Here is a 21,058-nt window from a genome sequence, read left to right as displayed (position 1 = left end):
CGCAGCAATGGAACAACGAGTGCGCCCTCGCCGCGCGAAGATGAGCTTGAGCGACTTCGAAGCCAGCTTGATGCGTACGAAGCGCGCGTGTCCGGCCTTGAAAAGCGCCTGGGCGAGGCTCTTGCTAAAACGTCTGAGCTTACGAAGGTACGCAACCAGCTCACCAAAACTGAAGTTGAACTACAGACTACCTATCTGTCGATGTCATGGCGCGTGACTGCACCGCTCCGCGGTGTGTCCCGAATGGCGCGTGCTGCGCGTTTGCTGATAGAGACAATGCAACGACAAGTGCAATTCCGCGGGGGTATGTGGCAAGCGTTTGAGTACTACATCACCGTCTTTAAACGCGAAGGCGTCGCTGGGTTGAAGTCCCGATTGGCGCGCTTAGCTTCGGGTGTTGGCTTCGCCCATAATCCGCTATCGGATGCCGCGTACAACGAGTGGATCGTAAAGCACGACAGCATGACGGGTGATCGATCGTCGTTGACGCATGACATGCTGCATGCGATGACCCGCCGCCCGCTGATATCGATCGTGGTTCCGACCTATAACAGCGATGAAGAATTTCTCTCGAAAATGATCGCATCGGTAACATCGCAGATTTACCCTGATTGGGAACTGTGCATTGCCGACGACGCGTCCACGACACCACACGTCAGAAAAGTTCTCGAGGCAGCAGCGCAAGGAGATGCACGTATCAAGGTCGTTTTCCGTGAAGAGAACGGACATATCTCCGAGGCCAGTAATAGCGCGCTTTCTATCGCGTCTGGGGACTTTGTCGCCCTACTCGATCACGACGACATCTTACCCTCTCACGCGTTACTGATGGTTGCGCACTACATCAATCTGTATCCGTCCGCTCGAATGCTCTATAGCGACGAAGACAAATTGACGCCCGAAGGCAAGCGCACGACGCCTTATTTTAAGAGCGACTGGAACCCCGAGATGTTCTTGACGCAGAATATGTTTTCACATTTGGGTGTATTCGATGCCGCACTTGTTAGAAGTGTTGGAGGGTTTCGCACAGGGTTCGAAGGAAGCCAAGATTACGACCTTGCACTGCGCTGCGTAGAGGTTGCCGGCAACGATGCCGTCGTTCACATACCGCATGTCCTTTATCATTGGCGAATCTCACCCGGTAGCACCGCGGGCAGCGGTAGTGAGAAACCATACGCTCAGGTTGCTGCGGAGCGAGCAGTCGCAGAACATCTCGAGCGATGCGGTATTGCCGCAACGATTGAACAACCTCATGAGAATCTTGCGACGTTCCGGATACGTTACGCGTTGCCTCATCCATCACCGCTTGTATCGATAGTAATTCCGACACGCGACGGTGTGGACTTGCTCAGACAGTGCGTCGACAGCATTCTGGAACGCACGTTATACAGCAACTACGAAATTATCGTGGTTGACAACGGCAGCGTCGAACCAGAAACCCTTGCGTACCTTGACAAACAGAGCGAGCTACGCAACTTGCGCATCCTTCGGGATGACTCACCATTCAATTTTTCCGCCCTGAACAATCGGGCAGTTGCAATCGCGAATGGCGATTACGTCTGTTTGCTGAACAATGACATCGAAGTCATCTCCCCCGACTGGCTCGGCGAAATGGTTAGCCTCGCGGCCCAACCGCAGAATGGCGCCGTGGGTGCCGCGCTCTGGTATCCGAATAACACGCTTCAGCACGGTGGCGTGATCATTGGCTTAGGCGGAGTAGCCGGGCACATGCATCACACAATGCAACGCGGTCATTTCGGCTACTTTGGCAGGGCAGTAGCAACGCAAAATCTTTCGGCGGTGACAGCAGCTTGCCTGGTAATCAAGAAATCTGTTTACGACGAGGTGGGCGGTCTTGATGAAGGCCTTGCAGTTGCGTTCAATGACGTGGACTTTTGCCTTCGCGTCCGCGAAGCCGGTTATCGCAACGTCTGGACTCCGTACGCTGAGTTGTACCACCATGAATCGGCGACGCGAGGTTCGGACATGGATCCGGACAAATACGCACGGTTCGTCAAGGAGGTTCGTTGGATGGAGGCTCGATGGGGAGACAAGCTGAAAGAAGATCCAGCATACAATCCGAACCTCACTTTCGATACGACTTCATTGCCGTTCTCGCTTGCCGAGCCTCCACGTAGAGGCATGCTGGATTGAAGTGTGATCCGCGTCCTGCTCGGTGATAGTGAAGGAATTGCCTAGTTCACCGTCTAGTCCGGTACGCCCCCAACCTACCGCGCGCGCCGTCGCAAAGACCCCGCCAGACCATTTTGAGGTGCTCGAGCCGGTCGCTGGGAAAGCAACAGTAGATGACAACGCGAACCGGAAGCTTGATCAGTTCAGTGCTTTTCCAAGTGGCCGGGACTGATCTGCGTTTCGCCAAAGCCACAGCATTCCGGAACAGATAGTAGTGCCGCAATGGGTTGTGCATCGGATACGCCCGCCCAAAGATCCGAACGGGCTCACCACCTAGTTCGTGACTCATACGCACCCAAGGCACGCCGAGCACGCGAAAACCCTTGTGCTTCGCCCGTGCACACCATTCAAGATCGACGAAATCGATGAACAGCGAGTCGTCCATCGGACCGACGTTCGACCACCATCGCAGATTAATGCACGACCCTGATGAGATCAGAAAGTCGACGTCGATCGGCTGGTCGCCGGTCGGAACAATCCGTTCAAGCTTGAACCAGCGGAATCGGACGAATGGGGCAACGCCACGCAGACGCGGGTCGTCATACGCCGGTCCGGCAATCGCAACACGGTCGCCGACCTGATTCGCTTTCGCGATGACGGCGGGCAGTTCCGTCAATAGGTTTGCGGGTGGTTCGCTATCCTGATCGAATAGAATCGCGAAATCGAACCCCGAGATGACGAGCCTCTCAACACCTTGGTTGATTGCCGTTGCGACGCCGACATTCTCGCCGTTAGCGACGTACTGCACCAACTCAGACAATCCGAGCGCCGCCGCTGTCGTGATCCCCGGTGTATTGTCTATGACCACACAATGAAGCATCGCAGCGATCCGGTTTGCCCGTGAGACACAAGCAGCATCCGGATTGTAGAAAACGACGACAGCACCCGTACGCAGCGAATGCGTTTCGACGCTCATCGCGACGCCATGCACAACCGTAAGGCCTCTCGCCAATCCGGTGCTCGCAACCCGAATACATTGGCGAGCTTGTCATTCGAAATCCGCGAATTGTTTGGCCGCTTTGCGGGGGTCGGATATGCGGAAGCCGATATCGGCTTCACAATGGGTCTTTTCGGCAAACTGGCAAGCTCGAAGATCGCCTCCGCAAAACCATGCCATGACGTCGCACCAGCTGCCGTCAAATGATAAACACCCGAATGCTGTGCCCACCATCCAGCTTGATCGGACGCCACGACCGTCTGTGCAAGCACATTCGAGGTCAAGGTGGCAATCGTGTTCGACCAGGTCGGCGCGCCGATCTGGTCGGCCACCACGCTAAGCTCGTCACGCTCGGCGCCCAATCGCAGCATAGTCAAAAGGAAGTTCTTGCCGCGTGTGCCATACACCCAACTCGTGCGGAAAATCAGGTGCGCGCACCCCGATGCTTCGATCGCCCGCTCACCGTCCAGCTTGCTTCTGCCATACACGTTCTGGGGGTTGGTGGTATCTGTCTCGACATAGACGCCGTCTTTCGTGCCGTCGAACACATAATCTGTCGAGTAATGCACCAACGCCGCACCCAAACGTTTGGCCTCTTCTGCGAGCACGCCAGGTACTTCGGCATTCAGGCGCATAGCGCTCTCAACGTCGGCCTCAGCCTTGTCGACTGCTGTATGAGCGGCAGGGTTTACGATCAATTGCGGCCGGACCTCGCGCACGACCTTGCGCACCTGGTCGAGATCGGATAGCTCAAGCCCATAGCGATCCAGCGCAACAACACGGCCCAAGCCCTGCAGGCTGCGCGCCAGTTCAAAGCCAACCTGGCCGTTGACGCCGGTCAGCAGAATAGTTCGAGGGTTGGACGTCGTCATCTCGACCCTCACGCAAAGCAATCAGCTTCGGCAAGACGTTTACCCGCCGAGTCCTTCGCGGCCAGCAACGGCTCGAAATCGATCGGCCACTCGATGCCAATGTCCGGATCATTCCACACGATGCTGCGCTCATGCGCCTGATACCAGTAGTCGGTCGTCTTATAGAGAAACTGCGCCGACTCCGACAGCACGACGAAACCATGCGCAAAGCCCGGCGGCACCCACAACTGACGATGATTTTCAGTCGACAGGACCACGCCCACCCACTTGCCGAAATTCGGCGAACTCTTGCGAATATCGACCGCGACGTCGAACACTTCGCCTTCCACGACGCGCACCAGCTTGCCCTGCGCATGTTCGATCTGGTAGTGCAGCCCGCGCAGCACGCCCTTGGCCGACCGCGAATGGTTGTCCTGAACGAACTCGACATCCGCCTCGACGGATTCGGCGAATTCACGCGCGTTGAAGCTTTCGTAGAAGTATCCTCGCGCGTCACCAAACACCTTCGGTTCGATGATCTTGACTTCCGGAAGCGCGGTTGCAGTTACGCTGATGGCCATGCGACTTGATCCGTAAGAAGGTTTTGCAGGTATTGCCCGTAAGCGTTCTTCGACAGTGGCTTGGCGAGCGCGAGAAGCTCTTCGCCATTGATCCACTTGCGCCGGTACGCAATCTCTTCGGGGCATGCAACGACCAGCCCTTGCCGCTTCTGCAACGTCGCAATGAACGTCGCCGCTTCGATCAAGGAATCGTGCGTGCCGGTGTCGAGCCAAGCGTAGCCACGCCCCATGATCTCGACATCCAGCTTCTTCTGCGACAGATAGCGCGAGTTCACATCCGTAATCTCAAGCTCGCCGCGCGCGGAAGGTTTGATATCCGCGGCGATATTGCAAACGTCGTTATCGTAGAAGTACAAACCCGTGACCGCGTAATTCGACCGCGGCTTCGCCGGCTTTTCTTCGATCGACAGTGCGCGAAACTCCTTGTCGAATTCGACCACACCGTAACGCTCGGGATCATGCACGTGATACGCGAAAACAGTCGCACCGTCCGTGCTAGCATTCGCACGCTCCAGCTGCTTCGCCAGATCGTGACCGTAAAAAATGTTATCACCGAGAATCAGCGCCGACGGATCGTTGCCGACGAACTCCCGACCAATGATGAACGCCTGCGCGAGCCCATCCGGGGACGGCTGCACCGCGTACTGAATATTCATACCCCACTGGCTGCCATCGCCGAGCATCGCTTCGAAGCGCGGTGTGTCCTGCGGCGTCGAGATGATGAGCACATCGCGGATACCCGCGACCATCAGCGTCGACAGCGGGTAGTAGATCATCGGCTTGTCGTACACGGGAAGCAGCTGCTTCGACACGACGTGAGTGATCGGATAGAGCCGCGTGCCCGACCCGCCCGCGAGAATAATGCCCTTGCGCGCCATCGTTCCGCCCTTACGCGCGCTGCGCGTAGTTCGTTTCGACCCACTTGCGGTACTCGCCCGAAGCGACCTCGTCGGCCCACCCCTGGTTGTCGAGATACCACTGCACCGTCTTCGCGAGACCCGTTTCGAAGGTCTCCGCCGGCTTCCAGCCCAGTTCACGCTCGAGCTTGCGCGCATCGATCGCATAACGGCGGTCGTGGCCCGGACGATCCGTCACATAGGTGATCTGATCGCGATACGAGCCCTGCGCCTTCGGACGCTTCTCATCGAGCAGGTCGCACAGCGTATGCACGACTTCGAGGTTCTTCTTCTCGTTCCAGCCGCCGACGTTGTATGTCTCGCCCGGCACGCCGCGCGCCAGCACTTCGCGGATCGCGCTGCAGTGGTCGCCGACATACAGCCAGTCGCGCACGTTCTGACCGTCGCCATACACAGGCAGCGGCTTGCCGCCGAGCGCGTTGGCGATCATCAGCGGGATGAGCTTTTCGGGGAACTGGTAAGGGCCGTAGTTGTTCGAGCAGTTGGTCGTCAACACGGGCAAGCCGTACGTGTGGTGATATGCACGCACGAGATGGTCTGAGCCAGCCTTGGTGGCCGAATACGGGCTGTTCGGCGCGTAAGGCGTCGTTTCGGAGAATTGCGGATCGGTCGCCGACAGCGAGCCGAACACTTCGTCCGTCGATACGTGCAGGAAGCGGAATGCCGCCTTGTCTGCATCGTTCAGCATATTCCAGTACGATCTTGCAGCTTCGAGCAACGTGAAGGTACCGACCACGTTGGTCTGCACGAAGTCCGCCGGCCCGTGGATCGAGCGGTCGACGTGGCTTTCGGCAGCAAAGTGCAGCACCGCGCGCGGCTTGTGTTCGGCAAAGAGTTTGTCCAGCGTGGCACGATCGCAGATATCGGCGCGCACGAAGACATGACGAGGATTGTCCTGTTGCGATTTCAATGTGCCCAGGTTGCCGGCGTACGTCAGCTTGTCCAGGTTCAGGACTGACTCATCCGAGGCGTTCAACCATTCAAGCACGAAATTGGCGCCGATAAAGCCGGCACCGCCCGTTACCAGGATCATGGGATTCCTTCTAGAGATTTCTTGGCCGAGTGGACCGGGTGCCAGGACGGCCACGATCTGGCAATTATTGCCCGACCACGGAGAGCCGCCGGCAAAACTGACCGGGCATCACAAAGGCGCACGTGGGTACGTAACCGGCCATTATAAAGGTGTCGATGAGAAACACCAGCGCACTAACAAACTGAGACAGTTTGTAAATCAGGCGAGAGAAAGCATCCAGTCGATGGTGTCTTCAATGCCGATGGCCGGCATATCGGGAACGACGCGATTCAGCCTTTTGGCCGAACCAACCAGCACCTTGACTTCATTTTGACGGATGAAGGCGGGATTTACGCGAATTTCCAGATCGTGACCGGATGCCTCGCGCACGATATCGATGATGTCGGTGAGGGTCCGCGGACTGCCGCTGCAAACATTGAGCGTTTCGCCCGCGACAGGGGCTTCAAGCAGCGCCCGATACGCCCGCGATACCATCCGCACGTCCGAAAAATCACGCGCAACGTTGATATTTCCCAACTCGATAAACGGTCGACGCCGCACAAAATGGGAAACGATTTTCGGAACCAGGAAACGCTCGGACTGCCCGCGCCCCGTGTAGTTGAAAGGCCGCGTGACAACGATCGGCAGCCGGTCGAACCACGTCCGCACCAGATGCTCCATCGCCAGCTTGCTCGCTGCGTAGTGATTGACAGGCGCAGCCGGCGCGTCTTCGTCGACGACGCCTTCCGCGTTGCCGTAGATGTTCGCGCTGCTCGCAATCAGGATCTTGCGCGGCTCGTGCCCGACGTCGACGCACGCCTGCAGCAGGTTCGTCGTGCCGATCACGTTGACGTTGTACATTTCCAACGGATCGTCGTGCGCGACGAAGCTGATCGCGGCCAGATGCACGATGAATTCAGGTTTCAGCTCGCCGATCAGGCGGCGGCAATCCGGCAGCGACGTGATGTCGAGCGTACGCTCGCCGGCCTGCGGATCGCTCGCCGTCGTGCCGATGACCTCATAGCCCGCGTCGGCGAGTTCCTCGCGCACGTAGGCACCAGTGAAACCGCTCGCCCCCGTGATGAGAACGCGGTGGATGACTGGCTGAGACGGATGCCGCAAATCCCTTCCTCCCTGATCTGAGCGCCTGTCGCGCTGGCAGCGGCCGATTATATCGGACGAATGAATCGGCCTCGTTCATTCGCCGAGGGTCGTGGAAGGCTAGTTTGGCCGCCAGAAAATCATCCAAAAATCCGAAAAAAATCAAAATAATTCAACGCTTGCACTGCGATTGCCGGCGACACGGCGCGGCGATTCCAGCAACCTGCCACCGATGCCAGACGGACTGGGGATCGCGCGCTATCATGTCGCGTTGTGCAATGCAGCCTGCCTGCAGCAGCTTCGAACTCAATTCCGGGCGAACCGCGGCGCAACCACGCACGCCCGCCACCGCGCCCTTCGGACCACCACTTCTTGCCGATGACCGTTTCCACCAGCTCCCCTCCTCTCGCTTTCGGCGATCTGCAGGGCTGCCGTACCCAGTTCCAGCAACTTCTCGCGAAGGCCGCGCCGCCCGCCGACGCACCGCTCTGGTTCGCGGGCGACCTCATCAATCGCGGCGGCGAGTCGCTTGCGACGCTGCGCGACATCATCGCGCTGGGAAATCGCGCGGTGCCCGTGCTGGGCAATCACGACCTGCATCTGCTGTCGGTGTCGGCGGGAATCAGAAAGTCCAAGAAAGGCGACACGATCGATGAGATCCTCGCCGCGCCCGACGCCGAAGATCTGCTGCACTGGATCCGCCATCGTCCGCTCGTTCATTACGAGAACGGCATGCTGCTCGTTCACGCTGGCGTGCTGCCGCAGTGGGACGTCGAGCTGACGCTCGAACTGGCCGACGAGCTGCAACGCGCGTTGCGCGCGCCGACCTGGAAAGAGACGCTCGCGGGCCTGTACGGCAACGAGCCGAACCGCTGGAAGCCGAGCCTCAAGGGCATCGACCGGTTGCGCCTGACCTGCACCGCGCTCACGCGGATGCGCTTTTGCAATGCCGATGGCGTGATGGACTTCTCGTCGAGCGGCGGCGTCAATTCCGCGCCGTCGGGTTTCATGCCGTGGTTCGACGTGCCGGGCCGCAAGACCGAGGACACTACGGTCGTCTTCGGACATTGGGCCGCGCTCGGCTTGATGGTCCGCGACAATCTGATCGGACTCGATTCGGGCTGCGTGTGGGGCGAGCAGTTGTCGGCAGTCCGGCTGGCGCAGTCGCCCGCCGAACGCACGGTCACGCAGGTGGAATGCGAAGGCTGCCGCGCCGTCGCATGAACGCGAAGAATGAAGGCTGACTGACGCGCTATGCGTGGCGCGTCATGTCGACGTCCGGATCGGCCAGCGGATCTTGCGGATTTTTAGCTGCTGCAGCCGCATCGATGAACTGCTGAGTCCGGTCCGCGATCTGGCCGGAGCGGCGCGCCTCGGGATCCTGCAGCGCGGCGAGCGCCGCGCCAACGGAAGCCTGCGCCTCGGCCGCCAGCAAACGCCGATCGGCGCCCGGCGCAAGCGGCGCGCCGACATACACATGCGCTGTGAGCGGACCGCCGCGCAACAGCGCATCGAGCGACTCACCAAGCGACAACTCGCCGATATACGCCGGCGCCGTCGAATGCCTGCCCTGCGCATCCTCGTACATCATGCACACGGGCTGGACCGGACGCGACGCCGACACCGCCGCCTGAAACATGTTCGCGTGAAACGGCAGCAGTTGAACGCCGTCGGACGTCGTGCCCTCCGGGAACACGCACATCAGTTCGCCCGCATTCAGCCGATCAGCGAGCTCATGCATGATGCGTTTCGCATCGCTACGCTTCTCACGCTGAATGAACACGGTACCCAGCTGCTCCGCGAGCCAACCGACCACCGGCCACTTGCGAATCTCGGCCTTCGACACGAACGGCGTCGGACGCCACGCGTTGATCACGTAAATATCGATCCACGAAATGTGGTTCGCTACCACCAGCACGCCTTCGTCGAGCCGCGCGCCGTCGTTATGCACGACAAGGCGCATCCCGCACAACTGCAGCATGCGCAGCGACCATGCACGGTTCAGTTCCAGACGCTGCTGCGCGCTTGCGCGCGGAAAGCGCGTCCAGACGACCCACATACCGTGAAGCAGATGCACGACCAGTCGAATCTTGCGAAACGCGAGCTTCATGTTGCGAGTCTTCCGCTTATCTTTCCATTCTCTGCCGATGTGCAACGCACTCAGCGCTGCTCGAACGCCACCTGACCCGACACGACCGTCGCGCGCACGCGAGCCGGAAGCTCGTAGCCGAGGAACGGCGAGTTATGTCCCTGGCTTTTAAGCGCGCGCGGCTCGACGCGCCAATGAGCGTCGCGGTCGAACACGCACAGGTCGGCCGTCCCGCCGGCCTCGATACGGCCAGCGGGCAGCTTCAACACGCCAGCGGGCGCAGCCGTGATGCGGTTCAGCGCCTTCGCGAGCGACACGCCCGCTTCGTCGGCCCACTTGAGCGTCAGCGACAGCAGCAACTCCAGACCTGTCGCGCCCGGCGTCGCCTCGGCGAACGGCAACAGCTTCTCGTCGTCGTCGACAGGCGTGTGGTCCGAGCAGATCGCGTCGATCGTGTCGTCCAGCAGACCCGCGCGAATCGCCTCGCGGTCACGCTGGGAACGCAGCGGCGGATCGAGCCGGAACTGCGCATCGAAGTAGCCGATGTCGATATCGATCAGATGCACATGATTGATCGTGACGTCGCAGGTCACGGGCAGGCCTTCCGCTTTCGCCGCGCGCATGAGCTCGACGCCCGCCGCCGACGACACATGCGACAGATGCACACGCGCGCCCGTCACACGCACGAGTTCGAAGATCGTATGCAGCGCGATCGTTTCCGCCGACACCGGCACACCCGACAGACCGAGACGCGACGCGAGCGGACCGCTCGCCGCGACGCCGCCCTTCGCGAGATACGCGTCCTGCGGACGCAGCCATACCGTATAGCCGTACGTGTTCGCGTACTGCAGCGCGCGCAGCAGGATCTGTGTATCGACGATCGGCGTATCGGCCTGCGAGAAGCCGATGCAACCCGATTCCGTCAACTCGACCATCTCGGTGATCACCTGCCCCTTGAGCCCGACCGTCAGCGCGCCCAGCGGATACACGTGCGCGCGGTTCAGATTCCGCGCGCGGAATTTAAGCATTTCGACGAGGCCCGGCTCGTCGAGCACGGGATCGGTGTCGGGCGGACAGACGAGGCTCGTCACGCCGCCCGCGAGCGCCGCGGCCATCTCCGATTCGAGCGTCGCCTTGTGCTCGAAGCCGGGCTCGCGCAGCCGCGCCGACAGATCGACGAAACCAGGCGCCACATAAAGGCCCTTGGCGTCGATCGTCCTGGCCGCGTTGAAATCGGCGGGCGCGTTGCCGAGCGCAACGATCTTGCCCGCCGCGATGAATACGTCACGTTGCTGTTCGGTGCCCGCTACCGGATCGATCAGCGTGCCGCCTTGAATATGAATCTTCATGCGCTGCCTTTTTGCCTACGTGTGCTTTCTAGTGCCTGACTCGTGCCCGACTCAATCGTTGTTGCCCGCGACGATACCCATCACCGCCATACGCACCGCGATGCCGAACGTCACCTGATTGAGAATCACCGACTGCGGCCCGTCCGCCACCTGCGAGTCGATTTCGACGCCGCGGTTCATCGGGCCCGGATGCATCACGATCGCATCGGGTTTCGCGAGCGCGAGACGCTCGGGCGTCAGCCCCCAGCTCTTGAAGTACTCCTGCGCCGACGGCAGCAACGCGCCGCTCATCCGCTCGTTCTGCAAACGCAGCATGATGATGACGTCGACGTCCTTCAGCCCTTCGTCGAGGTTGTGGAACACGCGCACGCCCATCTGCTCGAGGCCGCCCGGCAGCAGCGTGCGCGGGCCGATCGCGCGCACTTCCGGCACGCCGAGCGTGGTGAGCGCGTGAATGTCGGAGCGCGCAACGCGCGAATGCAGAATGTCGCCGACAATCGCCACGCGCAGATTCGTGAAATCCTTCTTGTAGTGACGGATCGTGTACATGTCGAGCAGGCCTTGCGTCGGGTGCGCGTGCCGGCCGTCGCCCGCGTTGATCACGTGTACGTGCGGCGCGCAATGCTCGGCGATCAGATACGGCGCGCCGCTTGACGCGTGGCGCACGACGAACATATCGGCATGCATCGCCGACAGGTTGTTGATCGTGTCAAGCAGCGACTCGCCCTTGCTCGTCGACGACGCGTTGATGTTCAGATTGATCACATCCGCCGACAGCCGCTTGGCGGCGATCTCGAACGTGGTGCGCGTGCGCGTCGAGTTTTCGAAGAACAGGTTGAACACCGATTTCCCGCGCAACAGCGGCACCTTCTTCACCTCGCGGTCGGTCACGCTGACGAACTGCTCGGCCGTGTCGAGAATGTGATTGACGATCGCGCGCGGCAGGCCTTCGATTGTCAGCAGATGCTTCAGCTCGCCGTTTTTCGTGAGCTGCGGATTGCCCTTCAGGAAACCGTAGCGAAAACGGTCCGCTGACGCGGCGTTATCCGTCGAAACGGTGGAACCTTGGGAAACCGGGTTGGGCGTGTTCATGGTGTTCCTGAATCAGACTGAGGACTGCGTGTGCAGCAATTACTGACAGCGTCGCGGGACTGAGCGAGCGTTGCGCACGCGCTCAATCCGCGCGCGGCTCGGTGTGAAACGCAAGGCGGTCGCCGTCGCGCGACAGCACGAGCGTCGAATTCGCGGGCACGTCGATCGCACCGCCGACGAAGCGCGCCGCCACCGGCAACTCGCGCCCGCCGCGATCGGCGAGCACCGCCAGTTCGACGGACGCGGGACGCCCGTAGTCGTACAGTTCGTTCAGCGCGGCGCGCACGGTGCGGCCCGTGTACAGCACGTCGTCGACGAGCACGATGCGGCGGTTGTCGACTTCGAACGGCAACGAGGTCGGGCTGGCTTGCGTATGCAAGCCTTTCTTCGCGTAGTCGTCGCGATGCAGCGCGACATTGACGACGCCGAAGGTCGGCACGTTCAGGTCTTTGGCGAGGCGCTCGGCCAGCCACGCGCCGCCGCTGTAGATGCCAGCGAGCACCGCGCCGTCCGGACCACCCAGCGCGTCGCCGTAGACGGCGCGAATCTGTTCGAGCACGGCGCGATAGAGCGCCTCGGCGTCAATGGAGCTCATCGGAAAGTCCGTCCAGATATTGCTGAAGAATGATGCACGCGGCTTCGGCGTCGAGCATGCCGGCTTGCCTCGACCCGCTGCGGATACCCGCTTCCGCCTCGACCGACGAATAGCGTTCGTCGACCCACGTGACAGGCAGATTGAAGCGCCCGTTCAGCTGATTGCCGAAGCGCTTGGCGAGCTGGGTTCTTTCGTGCGGAGTGCCATCGGGATGCATCGGCAGGCCGACGACGAGCGCGTCAGGCTTCCACTCGTCGATCAGCTTGCCGACGGCTTCGAAGCGATATTCGCGATTGCGGTTTTGCAGCACGACGAGCGGCCGCGCGCTACGGGTAAGCGAATTGCCGACGGCAACACCGATACGTTTTTCGCCATAGTCGAACGCAAGCAGCGTCGCTTCACGTCCGGCCACACCGCTCATGCGTGACCCGCTTCGCCGGAGAGCATTGAAGAGGAAATGCCGAGCAGCGCGAGCGCTGCTTCGAAGCGCTCTTCGGCGGGCACGTCAAAGACGATTTTCGGGTCGGCCTGAACCGTGAGCCAGCCGTTCTTCGAGATTTCGTCTTCGAGCTGGCCGGCCCCCCAGCCTGCATGGCCGAGCGTCAGCAGAAAACGCTGCGGGCCCTTGCCGCTCGCGACGGCTTCGAGCACGTCTTTCGACGTGGTCATTTCGAGTCCGCCCGGCACCTGCATCGACGATGTATAGGTGCTTTCCGTAGCGTCGTGCAGCACGAAGCCACGCTCGGTTTGCACCGGGCCGCCGAAATACACGGGGACATGCAGCAGAGGCTCGATCTCGAGCTTGAGATCGATACGGTTGAAGAGCGCCTGGAGGTCGATATCGGTCGGCCGGTTGATGACGAGGCCGAGCGCGCCGCGCTCGCTGTGATCGCAAAGGTAGACCACCGTTCCTGAAAACGTGGGGTCCGCCATGTTCGGCATGGCGATCAGGAACTGGTTGGTCAGATTGATGCGATCGTTACTCTTGGACATAGGTCGAATTTTAGCAAAGACGGTGCGCGACTGCGGGCCCGTGCGTTGCGCCAGAATCGTGCAACGGGCTATTCGCCGGTCTTTGCGGGCAAGCTGTCTGCAAAACGCGCGGCCGACGAGATCGCAGTCCATGAAACTGCACTCTATCACGCGCTCCGGCCTTGCCGGGAACGACGAGCGTGCGCTATCGCGCAGCTAATGGCATAGCGCGGAGGTCTTGCGCCGTCTCCTGCATCTGGACGATCGCTATGCGCCGCCGCCCTGTTCGATGGCGCGCGTGAGCGCGGCCAGCACGTTCGTCGCGGACTGAGGCGCGACGCCCGCCGCGACCTTGTGCAGCATCGCGCGCAACGCTTCGGCGGCGGTTTCGAGCGAACGCGCGTCGGGCGCTTCGACCACGATATGGGCGCGCACGGCGGGTGTCGACACGCCGGCATGCGCGCGACGGCGCCACGCGAGGCCCAATGCGTCGGCGAGCAGCGCGACCTGGCCGAGTCCGAGCGCCGACGCAGCCGCGCCCAAACGATACGCCGCATCGCCCGCCTGCAGCGCCGCGCTGGGGTCGGCTTTCTGCGGATTGTCGGCGGCGCGCGCGTAATCCCTGAGCGCGGCGATCGCGGCGTCGGCGGTTTGCAAAAAGTCTTCATACGCGTTGGCATTGACCGTCAGCACGCCAAGTTCGCGCGTCATCGCGACATGCGCCGCCAGCGTCTCGGCTTGGTGCGCGCCCGCTTCCCACAGCGCTTCCGATGCCTGCGTGCCCGCGATATGCCAGTCGACCGTCAGACCGTAGTCGCGCAGCAGTTCGACGTGCTCGGTATCTTCCGCGGCTGCGCCGAATAGCGCATAGTCGCGCCACAACAGCGCGAGCGTCGCGCGCACCAGCGAACGCGGTGCAAGTGGAATGCCGCGCTCTTCATCGGCGAGCGCCATGTTGCAACGCGCATAGAAGCGCCGCGTGTCGACGTCTTCGACAGAACGGCCGGTCGCGCGCAACGCGCGTGAACACGCCAGGGCGAGACGCCAGAAATCGTAGGGATCGGGACCGGACAGATCGACCAGACATATGTCGAGATCGTCGAGTGCTGCATTGACTGCGCCCGCCACCGCGCTCGTGCTGACATGGCCCTTCGAGCGCAGCACGGGCAGCAGTGCCTGCTCGTAGCGCGCCCGCAAATGCGCCAGGCGCGCAGCCGATTGCGACCGCAGCGAAACGGGCGGAACCGGCCGGCCGGCGAGCGCGATGTCTTCGAACGTGATGCTGTAGCCGGGTGTGTGCTGCGCGATATGCGTGCTGAGCGCGCGGTAATGCTCGAAAAGCGAGCCCGAGCAGCCAAGCTCGCGTAGATTGCGTCGTTCGAGCGCCGCACGAAACGCGCGCAACGCCGCGCCGAACGTAGCGCGCGCGGCCGCCTCTTCGGCGAGACCGCTCGCCGCCATCGGCGAGACGAGCAGCAAGGCATCGGTGAAACGGTGCGCGGCGAGCCAGCCTGCGTCGCGTAACGCGCGCCCGGCGATCAGCAGTTGCGCAGTCATGTCGCGCCGCTGCTCGAACGCGTCAAGCGCGTCGGCAATGGCCTGCTCCGCGGGATGGACGGCGCCGCCGCGGGGATTCGGTAAAGCGTCGAGCGTATCGGGCGATGCGGATCGAAGGGTCATGAGCAGGCTGCAGGAACGCCGGCGTGGTCAGGCGGCATCGATACTGCGCCACCGGAACTGCCGCTATGGCGAAAGTAGTGCAATTGCCGGGCCACCGACCGCATAGCCCCGAAACGGTGCCGTTTTCTCAGCTTACGACATGACGCAAACGGCACCGCTCAAGTTCGCAACATCGTGATGCTGACAGCGCCACGCTCACGACGACCATCGTGATGCATCGCAAGCAAAGCGCTGTGACAGGTTATCTTGCGACAGCCCATGCGCGCCGATGTTCCATCGCGCGCGCAATCGATTCATTTCGAATCGATCGACCTTGCGTGGCGGGCAAGGATAGCCCGCCACCGGCAAGGTGGATCGATCAGATCTGCACCATCTCGAAGTCTTCCTTGCGCGCGCCGCACTCGGGACAGGTCCAATTGATGGGAACATCTTCCCAGCGCGTGCCCGGCGCGATTCCTTCCTCTGGCAGACCGGCTTCTTCGTCGTAAATCCAGCCGCAGATCAGGCACATCCAGCTCTTATATTCCATTCTTGAGTCGCGTCGAAAAGTCCGGGGAAACGGGAGCCATGATGGTACCGTGTTGCCGCCCCGATGCCTAGCGGATGCGGGGTCCGAGCGGTCGTCCGCGACACTTTGCGGCGTTATGTGTGACCGGACCCGCGGACAGATGCGAAAAAATGCCTCGCACGCGTATAAGGCCGCATAATTGAGCCGTCTGTGTGGGCTTGGCGGGCGCGTTGCGCGCCGGTAGTGGCCCACGAACATTTCGCTCATCGACCACAAAAATTTCATGGCCAGCAACACCCCTCCGATCGTTCTCACCTTCGGCCTGTCCGACCCGACGGGCGGCGCCGGATTGCAAGCCGACCTGATGACGCTTGCCAGCATGGGTTGCCACGGCGTGTCCGTGCTGACCGGCTACACGGTGCGCGACTCGGCGAGCTGCGACGAGGTCACCGGGCTCGACCCCGAAGTCGTCGCGACCCAGGCGAGGATGCTGCTCGAGGACATGCCCATCGCCGCCTTCAAGGTCGGCGCCGCCACGCGCGCGGAAGTGGTCAGCGCGATCGCCGAGGTGGTCGCCGATTACGACGACATTCCGCTCATCCTGGCGCCTGACTTCACGCTCGATGACGAGCACGTGCTCGCCGCCGACGAACTGCGCGAAGCCATCGCCGATCTGCTTGCGCCGCAAACCACTTTGCTCGTCGCGGACACGACCGCCCTGCTCGCGCTCGCGCAGCCGGACGGCGATGCCGAAGCGCCGAGCCTCGACGCCGCGATCTCACATCTGCTATCGCAAGGTTGCGAGTACATCCTGTCGACGGAAACGGGCACGCACCGGCTCGTCAACACGCTGTTCAGCGAAGACGGACAGTTGCGGCAGGACATGTGGGACCGTGGGCAGCAGCGGATCATGGGCATCACCGATACGCTCGGCGCCGCGATCGCCGCGTTGCTGGCTAACGGCCAGGAACCGGCCGAGGCGGTCCGCGAAGCGCAGGAGTATCTGTTCCAGGCGATGCAGGCTGCGTTTCGGCCGGGGATGGGGGCTTATCTTCCGGATCGTTTCTTCTGGGCGAGAAGCAGCGATGATGAGGTGCCGCTGGGTGGCGGGTCGGATGCGTCGCCGGGTGAGGCGCGGCACTAAATCCTGCGGCCCACGCAACGTTGCGCGCAGCCGTGAGAATCATTCCAGTCAAGCGTTATTTCGCAAACCACGTATTACAGCAGTAATTTTCTGTTACAGCAGTCCTATTTCTTAGATACTACAATTACGGATTGTAATTATTACCGCTGCCTGTTGATGCCTCGCCCGACGCCAGTCGCCAAGGCAGGCCCAACGGCAGACCGTCGATCCCCTGACGGAAACATACGGACAATCCGAATTGGAAGACCTTCGCCCCAGCGCCGCGGCCGCCGTTTCCGAGCCGCGTACCCGCTGCGCCCAAAACAGCGCACCAAATGGCCGCGTCGCTCGCGATGAGCAGGACGACCGCCCGTCCGTCGAGCGCATGCAGCCGTTTGTACAACGCTTCAACGGCACCATCACCGGCCGCGACCGCGCATTGATGCTCGGGCACCGGCCCGTTACCGTATGGCTCACGGGCTTATCTGGCGCCGGCAAATCGACGATCGCGTTCCGACTGGAGCGCGAACTGATGTCGATGGGGCACGCGTGCTATGTGCTCGACGGCGACAACGTCCGCCACGGCCTGACAAGCGATCTCAGCTTTTCGAAAGAAGACCGGCGAGAGAACATCCGCCGGGTCGCGCACGTCGCGCAATTGATGAACGACGCGGGGCTGATCGTAATCGCCGCGCTGATTTCGCCGATGGGTGAAGACAGAGCAATGGCCCGCGCCATCATCGGAACCGACAGTTTCGTCGAGACTTATGTGTCCGCTTCAGCAAACGATTGCGCGAAGCGTGATCCCAAAGGGCTGTATGCGAAGGCCCAGGCGGGAACCATCACTTCGTTCACTGGCGTGTCCGCGCCCTATGAACCTCCGCCAAACCCCGACTTGCTTGTCGATACGACCACGCTGACAGAAGTGGATAGCGTGTCACGCGTGCTCGATCATTTGCGCCAACACTTTCTGCTGCAACGCTGAACGCTTCGCGTGCATGACCGCTAGCTAAACCTGAAGCACCAAAAGAAAAACCCGCATTTCTGCGGGTTTTTCTTTTGGCACGAGAAGCGCGCCTCGCGGCGCGCCTCCCACATGCATTTCCAGTTACCCGGAAATTACATGTCCATGCCCATGCCGCCCATACCGCCGGGCATGCCGCCACCCATCGGTGCGTCTTCCTTCGGCAGTTCGCAGACAGCTGCGTCCGTCGTCAGCAGCAGGCCAGCAACCGAAGCTGCGTTCTGCAGTGCCGTACGCGTCACCTTGGTCGGGTCGACGACACCGGCTTCCACCAGGTCACCGTACTCGCCCGTTGCTGCGTTGTAGCCATAGTTGCCCGTGCCGGCTGCAACTGCTGCCACCACGACGCTGGCTTCTTCGCCGCCGTTCGTGACGATCTGGCGCAGCGGCTCTTCCATTGCGCGCAGAACGATCTTGATACCTGCGTCCTGGTCAGCGTTGTCGCCCTTCACGCTACCGATTGCGCTGCGTGCGCGGATCAGCGCGACGCCGCCGCCAGCCACGATGCCTTCTTCCACAGCTGCGCGCGTTGCGTGCAGTGCGTCTTCAACACGTGCCTTCTTTTCCTTCATTTCGACTTCGGTCGCTGCGCCAACCTTGATCACTGCAACGCCGCCTGCCAGCTTGGCAACGCGCTCTTGCAGCTTTTCACGGTCGTAGTCCGACGTCGCTTCTTCGATTTGCGTGCGAACCTGCTTCACGCGCGCTTCGATGCTTGCTGCTTCGCCAGCGCCGTCGATGATCGTCGTGTTTTCCTTGCCCACTTCGATACGCTTCGCTTGACCCAGTTCGTTCAGCGTTGCCTTTTCCAGCGTCAGGCCGGTTTCTTCAGCGATGACCTGACCGCCCGTCAGGATCGCGATGTCTTCCAGCATCGCCTTGCGACGGTCGCCGAAGCCCGGAGCCTTGACAGCAACGGTCTTCAGGATGCCGCGGATGTTGTTGACGACCAGCGTAGCCAGTGCTTCGCCTTCGACGTCTTCAGCGATGATCAGCAGCGGACGGCCAGCCTTCGCGACCTGTTCCAGAACCGGCAGCAGATCACGGATGTTCGACACCTTCTTGTCGTGCAGCAGCACGAACGGGTTGTCCAGAACGGCGACTTGCTTGTCCGGGTTGTTGATGAAGTACGGCGACAGGTAGCCGCGGTCGAATTGCATGCCTTCGACAACGTCCAGCTCGTCTTGCAGCGACTTGCCGTCTTCAACGGTGATGACGCCTTCCTTGCCGACCTTATCCATCGCTTCAGCGATGCGATCGCCGATCGACGTGTCGCTGTTCGCCGAGATCGCGCCGACCTGTGCGATTTCCTTGTTGGTCGTGCAGGGCTTGCTGATCTTGCGCAGCTCTTCGATTGCTGCTGCGACGGCCTTGTCGATGCCGCGCTTCAGGTCCATCGGGTTCATGCCCGATGCGACGTACTTCATGCCTTCGCGAACGATCGACTGGGCCAGAACCGTTGCCGTCGTCGTGCCGTCACCGGCGTTGTCGCTGGTCTTGGAAGCAACTTCCTTGACCATTTGCGCGCCCATGTTCTGGAGCTTGTCCTTCAGCTCGATTTCCTTCGCGACGGAAACACCGTCCTTCGTGACCGTCGGGCCGCCGAAGCTGCGTTCGAGAACAACGTTACGGCCCTTGGGACCCAGCGTGACCTTCACTGCGTTGGCGAGAATATTCACGCCTTCAACCATCTTGGCACGGGCGGAATCGCCGAACACGACGTCTTTAGCTGCCATCTTCTAACTCCTTGAATTCTTGAGAATGAACCGGGACAAGTGATTACTTGTTGACAACGGCCATGATGTCTTCTTCGCGCATCACCAGCAGTTCGTTGCCGTCGACCTTGACGGTCTGGCCTGCGTACTTGCCGAACAGGACGCGGTCGCCGACCTTGACGTCGAGCGCGATCAGGGCGCCCTTGTCGTCACGCTTGCCCGGGCCGACTGCCAGAATTTCGCCTTGATCCGGCTTTTCTGCTGCGGCTTCGGGGATCACGATGCCCGACGCGGTCTTGGTTTCCTGATCCAGACGCTTGACGATCACGCGATCATGCAAAGGACGAAGGTTCATGGATAGATCCTCTCTTGATTGGGACTGAAGAACGCTGAGGTATGCCGGCTGGCGCCGCCAACCAGCGGAGTTGTTAGCACTCTCGTGCGGTGAGTGCTAATTATATGGACGAGGGATTACAAATTCAAGAAGAGACGGATGATATCGCCCCACCGTCGGTCGGCGCGGTTCGACCCGACTGCGGAAAAGTCGGTGAGTTAAAAATAATTCATTACAAACAACAACTTACAGAAATCAGACAGATTGCGGACCGGGCGAGAAAGACTCATGGATGCTGCACTGCTCTCCAACTAGTGGCCACTAGGTGAAATCCCGTAATCGTTGTTCGTGCCGGGCTTGACGCACTCCCCCGCCTGATCTGGCCCCACACGTTGACGCCGCGATCGGCGTTTTGCGTCGCGCACTCCGTCCGCTAGTCACAAGCCGATGCAAGCGACGACACCGTGCAAATCGGCCAGGAACCCGGTGTCTGAAAAGCGCCGCATCCGGCATCCGAATACTGTGCGATGACGCACAGGTACATCGGACCGCAATCGATAAGATCGACCCGAAATCGTAGATATCCGAACTAAACGGACGGGGAAGGCAAAGTCCGTTTGCGGCTTTCATACGAACGCCAGACATCGTCACGATACGGCTCGGAACCCCGTTTCCCGATGGAACCGGATGCAGCCATTAAAGGTTGAATGATGACCAACGCCATCCACGCTGTCCGTCAGTTTCAGCCCTTCCTCGAATACCTCCAGGAAGGAAAGCAAAGCCGCACGCCAAATCCGCATGTCGAAAAAGCCGATCTGATGACGATCGAGCCGTCCAGTCATGTCGTGATTTCGCGGGAAGGCCGACAGAAGCTGGCGGCCGAGAGGCAGACAGAGCAGCAGTTCGATTGGGAACTATAGGTTTGACTGCGCCGCGTCTATCCGTCGTTGCCGTCTAGCACTTGCCGGGCGGCGGCGAACAGAACGAA

Annotated in this window: 21 protein-coding genes; 5 read left to right on the top strand and 16 right to left on the bottom strand. The window is 61.1% G+C overall.

The annotated features are described in order from the left end of the window. The first annotated feature begins 201 nt into the window (after window positions 1-201). Entirely contained in the window at window positions 202-2,151 is a 1,950-nt protein-coding gene (locus BLT65_RS37785; RefSeq protein ID WP_425273196.1) for a glycosyltransferase family 2 protein, read from the top strand. Between the two features lie 46 nt (window positions 2,152-2,197). Here BLT65_RS37785 and BLT65_RS37780 read toward each other — a convergent pair whose 3' ends face one another. The 6 genes from BLT65_RS37780 to BLT65_RS37755 all read right to left on the bottom strand — a co-directional run bounded on the left by BLT65_RS37780 (window position 2,198) and on the right by BLT65_RS37755 (window position 7,610). Then, on the bottom strand, window positions 2,198-3,106 hold the full coding sequence (locus tag BLT65_RS37780) for a glycosyltransferase family 2 protein (protein WP_091788095.1): 909 nt from the start codon (window positions 3,104-3,106) through the stop codon (window positions 2,198-2,200). Continuing rightward, window positions 3,103-3,999, bottom strand: a complete 897-nt coding sequence (rfbD, locus tag BLT65_RS37775) for a dTDP-4-dehydrorhamnose reductase (protein ID WP_091788091.1) — start codon at window positions 3,997-3,999, stop codon at window positions 3,103-3,105. The genes BLT65_RS37780 and rfbD overlap by 4 nt, the downstream gene beginning before the upstream one ends. An 8-nt stretch (window positions 4,000-4,007) precedes the next feature. Further along, window positions 4,008-4,559: a dTDP-4-dehydrorhamnose 3,5-epimerase gene (gene rfbC, locus BLT65_RS37770; protein ID WP_091788088.1), complete on the bottom strand. Its 552-nt coding sequence runs from the start codon at window positions 4,557-4,559 to the stop codon at window positions 4,008-4,010. After that, window positions 4,544-5,437 carry a glucose-1-phosphate thymidylyltransferase RfbA gene (gene rfbA, locus BLT65_RS37765; protein WP_091788084.1) on the bottom strand — a complete coding sequence of 298 codons (894 nt, stop codon included), beginning with the start codon at window positions 5,435-5,437 and terminating at the stop codon, window positions 4,544-4,546. The genes rfbC and rfbA overlap by 16 nt, the downstream gene beginning before the upstream one ends. Window positions 5,438-5,447: 10 nt before the next feature. After that, the gene (gene rfbB / locus BLT65_RS37760; RefSeq protein ID WP_091788081.1) at window positions 5,448-6,509 is read right to left on the bottom strand and encodes a dTDP-glucose 4,6-dehydratase; all 1,062 of its coding nucleotides are present in this window, start codon (window positions 6,507-6,509) and stop codon (window positions 5,448-5,450) included. 198 nt (window positions 6,510-6,707) lie between these two features. Continuing rightward, the gene (locus BLT65_RS37755) at window positions 6,708-7,610 is read right to left on the bottom strand and encodes an NAD-dependent epimerase/dehydratase family protein (protein WP_091788078.1); all 903 of its coding nucleotides are present in this window, start codon (window positions 7,608-7,610) and stop codon (window positions 6,708-6,710) included. A gap of 357 nt (window positions 7,611-7,967) precedes the next feature. Between BLT65_RS37755 and BLT65_RS37750 the strand changes: the two genes are divergently transcribed. Beyond that, entirely contained in the window at window positions 7,968-8,813 is an 846-nt protein-coding gene (locus BLT65_RS37750) for a symmetrical bis(5'-nucleosyl)-tetraphosphatase (RefSeq protein WP_091788075.1), read from the top strand. Between the two features lie 28 nt (window positions 8,814-8,841). On the opposite strand, the gene BLT65_RS37745 is transcribed toward BLT65_RS37750, so the two are convergent. From BLT65_RS37745 to BLT65_RS37710, 8 genes are all read right to left on the bottom strand, one after another. Then, window positions 8,842-9,699, bottom strand: a complete 858-nt coding sequence (locus BLT65_RS37745; protein ID WP_091788072.1) for a lysophospholipid acyltransferase family protein — start codon at window positions 9,697-9,699, stop codon at window positions 8,842-8,844. Between the two features lie 50 nt (window positions 9,700-9,749). Next, on the bottom strand, window positions 9,750-11,027 hold the full coding sequence (locus BLT65_RS37740) for a dihydroorotase (protein WP_091788069.1): 1,278 nt from the start codon (window positions 11,025-11,027) through the stop codon (window positions 9,750-9,752). Between the two features lie 51 nt (window positions 11,028-11,078). After that, window positions 11,079-12,119: an aspartate carbamoyltransferase catalytic subunit gene (locus tag BLT65_RS37735; RefSeq protein ID WP_042307408.1), complete on the bottom strand. Its 1,041-nt coding sequence runs from the start codon at window positions 12,117-12,119 to the stop codon at window positions 11,079-11,081. Between the two features lie 82 nt (window positions 12,120-12,201). Beyond that, window positions 12,202-12,714 (bottom strand): bifunctional pyr operon transcriptional regulator/uracil phosphoribosyltransferase PyrR, encoded by a 513-nt coding sequence (gene pyrR, locus BLT65_RS37730; protein ID WP_042307406.1) that lies wholly within the window; start codon window positions 12,712-12,714, stop codon window positions 12,202-12,204. Further along, window positions 12,701-13,135, bottom strand: a complete 435-nt coding sequence (ruvX, locus tag BLT65_RS37725) for a Holliday junction resolvase RuvX (RefSeq protein WP_091788066.1) — start codon at window positions 13,133-13,135, stop codon at window positions 12,701-12,703. The genes pyrR and ruvX overlap by 14 nt, the downstream gene beginning before the upstream one ends. Beyond that, window positions 13,132-13,707 carry a YqgE/AlgH family protein gene (locus tag BLT65_RS37720; protein WP_007736677.1) on the bottom strand — a complete coding sequence of 192 codons (576 nt, stop codon included), beginning with the start codon at window positions 13,705-13,707 and terminating at the stop codon, window positions 13,132-13,134. Before BLT65_RS37720 ends, ruvX begins: the two co-directional genes overlap by 4 nt. A gap of 246 nt (window positions 13,708-13,953) precedes the next feature. Then, window positions 13,954-15,366, bottom strand: a complete 1,413-nt coding sequence (locus tag BLT65_RS37715; protein ID WP_091788063.1) for a hypothetical protein — start codon at window positions 15,364-15,366, stop codon at window positions 13,954-13,956. 358 nt (window positions 15,367-15,724) lie between these two features. Further along, window positions 15,725-15,895: a rubredoxin gene (locus tag BLT65_RS37710; RefSeq protein WP_004186709.1), complete on the bottom strand. Its 171-nt coding sequence runs from the start codon at window positions 15,893-15,895 to the stop codon at window positions 15,725-15,727. 262 nt (window positions 15,896-16,157) lie between these two features. Here BLT65_RS37710 and BLT65_RS37705 point away from each other — a divergent pair, with 262 nt between their 5' ends. Next, window positions 16,158-17,018 (top strand): hydroxymethylpyrimidine/phosphomethylpyrimidine kinase, encoded by an 861-nt coding sequence (locus BLT65_RS37705; RefSeq protein ID WP_007589089.1) that lies wholly within the window; start codon window positions 16,158-16,160, stop codon window positions 17,016-17,018. A 364-nt stretch (window positions 17,019-17,382) separates the two neighbouring features. After that, window positions 17,383-17,982 carry an adenylyl-sulfate kinase gene (cysC, locus tag BLT65_RS37695; protein WP_091788057.1) on the top strand — a complete coding sequence of 200 codons (600 nt, stop codon included), beginning with the start codon at window positions 17,383-17,385 and terminating at the stop codon, window positions 17,980-17,982. A 134-nt stretch (window positions 17,983-18,116) separates the two neighbouring features. Here cysC and groL read toward each other — a convergent pair whose 3' ends face one another. After that, window positions 18,117-19,757, bottom strand: coding sequence for a chaperonin GroEL (gene groL, locus BLT65_RS37690; RefSeq protein ID WP_042307398.1), 1,641 nt, complete (start codon window positions 19,755-19,757; stop codon window positions 18,117-18,119). Window positions 19,758-19,800: 43 nt separating this feature from the next. Continuing rightward, window positions 19,801-20,091 carry a co-chaperone GroES gene (locus BLT65_RS37685; RefSeq protein ID WP_007589096.1) on the bottom strand — a complete coding sequence of 97 codons (291 nt, stop codon included), beginning with the start codon at window positions 20,089-20,091 and terminating at the stop codon, window positions 19,801-19,803. Window positions 20,092-20,780: 689 nt separating this feature from the next. Here BLT65_RS37685 and BLT65_RS37680 point away from each other — a divergent pair. Beyond that, the gene (locus BLT65_RS37680; RefSeq protein ID WP_244186923.1) at window positions 20,781-20,990 is read left to right on the top strand and encodes a hypothetical protein; all 210 of its coding nucleotides are present in this window, start codon (window positions 20,781-20,783) and stop codon (window positions 20,988-20,990) included. The last annotated feature ends 68 nt before the right edge of the window (window positions 20,991-21,058 follow it).

The sequence above is a fragment of the Paraburkholderia steynii genome (genome assembly GCF_900100565.1).
Lineage (GTDB): Bacteria > Pseudomonadota > Gammaproteobacteria > Burkholderiales > Burkholderiaceae > Paraburkholderia > Paraburkholderia terrae.
Note: the sequence above shows the minus strand (reverse complement) of the source record. Positions and strands in the feature narration are given on the sequence as shown.